The organism is Nonomuraea sp. NPDC001684 (genome assembly GCF_053596515.1).
The window spans coordinates 1-3,436 of the sequence record NZ_JBSFGJ010000677.1; the positions used below are offsets into that span (position 1 = coordinate 1).

Here is a 3,436-nt window from a genome sequence, read left to right on the forward strand (position 1 = left end):
GGCCCGCGGGCGGCCGACAGCCGGGCGCCGAGCGAGGAGACCGCCATCATCATCAGCCCGGACGGCGCCATCCAGAGCCCGGCGGCCAGCATCGACTGTCCCAGGCCGTAGCCGAGCGCCGCGGGCAGCTGCAGGATCTGCATGAGGACCAGCGACTGGGCGTACATGGCGAAGCCGACGAGGATCGAGGCCACGTTGGTGAGCAGCACCTGGGGGCGGGCGGTGGTGCGCAGGTCCACGAGGGGGTCGCGGACGCGCAGCTCCCACAGCCCCCACAGCAGGGCGAGCAGCACCGCGCCGCCGAGCAGCCCGAGGGTGGCGCCGCTCGACCAGCCCCAGTCGCCGCCCTTCGACACGCCGAGCAGCAGGCAGACCAGCGCCGCGCCCAGCCCGAACGCGCCGACCAGGTCGAGCCGGCCCCGGACGGCAGCGGCGGGCGTGGCCGGGACCAGCAGCCAGATCAGCACCCCGACCAGCACGCTCAGCGCGGCCGAGCCCCAGAACAGCACCCGCCAGTCGGCGTACTCGGCGACCGCGGCCGAGATCGGCAGCCCGAGCGCGCCGCCGATGCCCATGGACGAGCTCATCAGCGCGATGGCCGGACCGACCCGCTGGGGCGGCAGCAGGTCGCGCAGCGCGCTGACGCCGAGCGGGATCATGCCGACGCCCAGCCCCTGGAGGCCGCGTCCGGCGATCATGGGGATCAGGGAGCCGGACAGCGCGCACACCACCGACCCGGCGACGAGCGGCACCGAGCAGACGAGCATCATGGTGCGCTTGCCGTAGAGGTCGCCGAGCTTGCCGATGACGGGGGTGGCGACCGCGCCGACCAGCAGCGTCACGGTGATCACCCAGGACGTGTCGGCGGCGCTCGCGTGCAGCAGCCGCGGCAGCCGGCCGATGAGCGGCACCACCAGCGTCTGCATGAGCGAGCCGACGATGCCGGCGACCGCGAGCACGCTGACGATCCCGCCGCCGGAGCGCGGACTGGGCGCGGAATGCACCATTAATCCCCCTATTGTCCGAATGCACCCTACACAGGATGTGCCCCCTGCACAACCTGTGCGCCCTGCACATCGGCCTGGCCGCGGAACGGGCCCTGCGCCGAAAGGGCAGGTCAGCCGCGGTCGCGGGCGCCGCCGTCGAGGACCTGGTCGATGTGGGCGGCGAGCTCGACGTCGCGCTCGGTGACCCCGCCGGCCTCGCCCGTCGAGAGCCGGAAGCGGATGCCCTCCGCCGTACGCTCGATCTCGGCCTGGTGCCCCAGCGTGGCGCCCTCGTTGTGCACCGCCTCGCTCAGCCAGCCGTAGCTGTCGGGCGTGATCGGCACGTCCTTGACCAGGGCGTCGCCGTCCCGCCGCCAGCCCTCCAGCGCCGCCAGGGCGGTGTCGATGTCCTCGTCGGTCAGGCGCTCGGCCATGTTCCCCCCAAAGTCGTCGGCTTCCCGACGCTCGGCTACCACCGATGGCCCGCTTCACACCCGCCATTTCCCTCTATAGCGTGTAGTACTACGATTCGTAGAGGGGGCTGTCGCATGCGGGTGCTGGTGGCGAGGGCGGGCGGCCCGCGCCTCGGCTCGCGGTGTCGGGCCCGCGGACGCTCATGCAGAGCGAGCCCCTGATGCGGCTGATGGCCGCCGTCCCGCCGCGCCTGGCGGCGCCGGGTTTCGGACGTCTGCTGCGCGCGCTCAGCGATCGGATCTGACACTCGGAGCGCACGCCTGCGCCGTTTCTGACATAGGGGTTGACGCCGCCGGAACGCCCGGCCACCGCCGCCGAGGCCCTGACAGGCCGGTAATCACAAGATCGTTTATATAAATGCTTGAATTACAGCATTTTCGACCTGACTTACCGCGCATTTCGGGCAAGTCATTTCTGTCAGGACGTACAAACTGTTTGCCGAAACACGGTGAAATGTGATCAGTTTACGGACGTGAGAGATTTTCTCATTGTCGGGGGCGGCGTCGCGGGCGCCTGTGCGGGGTTCTTCCTCGCCAGGTCAGGCACCGTGACCCTGCTCGAAGCCGAGCAGGTCACCGGCCACCACTCGACCGGACGGTCGGCGGCGCTCTTCTCGGAGTACTTCGGCAACCGGGCCGTCCGGGCTCTCACGGCGGCGAGCAGGGACTTCCTCGCCGCGCCTCCACCGGGTTTCGCCGACGTCCCGCTGCTGAGCCCGCGCGGCGTGCTCGCGCTGTGCCCGCACGGCGGCGAGCAGCTGTTCGACGAGGTGCTGGCCGAAGGGCGGCGGGCCCCGACGCCGGCGGTGGAGATCGACCCCGCCGAGGCTGCGAAGCACTGCCCGATCCTGCGTCCTGGCCGGTTCAGCAGGGCGATGCTCAAGCCCGGCGCGATGGACATCGACGTGGACGCCCTCCACCAGGGCTTCCTGCGCGGCATCAGGGCGCGCGGCGGCCAGGTGGTCACCTCCGCGCGGGTCCGGGCGCTGTCGCGCACGGGCGGCGTCTGGCGGGCGGTCACCGACGCGGGCGAGCACGCCGCGCCGATCCTGGTCAACGCGGCCGGGGCGTGGGCCGACGAGGTCGCCGGGCTGGCCGGGGTGCGGCCGGTGGGCCTGCGCCCGCTGCGCAGGACCGCGTTCCTGGTGGACCTGCCCGAGGGGACGGACGCCCGGTCCTGGCCGATGGTCACCGACGTGGCGGACACGTTCTACGTCAAGCCCGAGTCCGGGCGGCTGCTGGTCTCCCCCGCCGACGCCACGCCCGTCCCGCCCTGCGACGCCCGCCCCGACGACCTGGACGTCGCCGTCGGCGTGCGGCGCGTCCAGGAGGCCACGACGCTGGAGATCCGCAGCGTCCGGCACGCCTGGGCGGGGCTGCGCAGCGAGGTGGCCGACGGGACGCCGGTGATCGGGCCGGAGCCCGGCGCGCCGGGGTTCGTCTGGCTGGCCGCCCTGGGCGGCTACGGGGTGCAGACGTCGCCCGCGGCGGGCCGGATCGCCGCCGCCGCGGCGACGGACGGAGCCGCCGAACCGGCGTACGCGCCGGGCCGGCTCCGGAACGACTTGGAACGCCTATGAGGAAGGCGACGGGGGCGTGTGAGGCAAAGGGGCCGGTCGCCGTTCGTACATTCCTGACAGAGAGGTGGAGATGACCGGCAACACCCGCGGCTTCACCGGCCGGGCGGTCGACTTCGGCCCGTTCCGTCCCGTCCCGGCGTTGATCGAGGAGCAGACCGACCGGTGCCCGGAGCGGCCGGCGGTCACCTACGACGGCAGGACCCTCACCTACAGGCAACTGGACGACCTGGTCAACGGCCTGGCGGCGACGCTGGCCGGGCACGGCGTGGGCAAGGGCGACGTGGTCGCCGCCCTGCTGGTCAACTCGCTGGAACTGCCGGTCGCGTACCTGGCGCTGATGAAGCTGGGGGCGGCGTTCGTGCCGCTCGACCCGTCGTGGCCGGTCGAGCGCGTGCGC

The 3,436-nt window shown here is 72.7% G+C and carries 4 protein-coding genes; 2 read left to right on the plus strand and 2 right to left on the minus strand.

Annotation, left to right across the window (positions count from 1 at the left end):
- Both ACWCSD_RS49905 and ACWCSD_RS49910 read right to left on the minus strand, forming a co-directional pair.
- On the minus strand, positions 1–1,007 hold a 1,007-nt coding region (locus tag ACWCSD_RS49905; protein ID WP_449926436.1), incomplete at its 3' end, for an MFS transporter.
- Positions 1,008–1,117: 110 nt separating this feature from the next.
- A complete protein-coding gene (locus ACWCSD_RS49910) occupies positions 1,118–1,420 on the minus strand; it encodes a 4a-hydroxytetrahydrobiopterin dehydratase (protein WP_358298325.1) in 303 nt (100 codons plus the stop codon).
- 512 nt (positions 1,421–1,932) lie between these two features.
- On the opposite strand from ACWCSD_RS49910, the gene ACWCSD_RS49915 reads away from it, so the two are divergent.
- Both ACWCSD_RS49915 and ACWCSD_RS49920 read left to right on the plus strand, forming a co-directional pair.
- On the plus strand, positions 1,933–3,039 hold the full coding sequence (locus ACWCSD_RS49915) for an NAD(P)/FAD-dependent oxidoreductase (protein ID WP_449926439.1): 1,107 nt from the start codon (positions 1,933–1,935) through the stop codon (positions 3,037–3,039).
- A 70-nt stretch (positions 3,040–3,109) separates the two neighbouring features.
- The coding region (locus tag ACWCSD_RS49920; protein WP_449926441.1) for an AMP-binding protein at positions 3,110–3,436 on the plus strand (327 nt) is incomplete at its 3' end.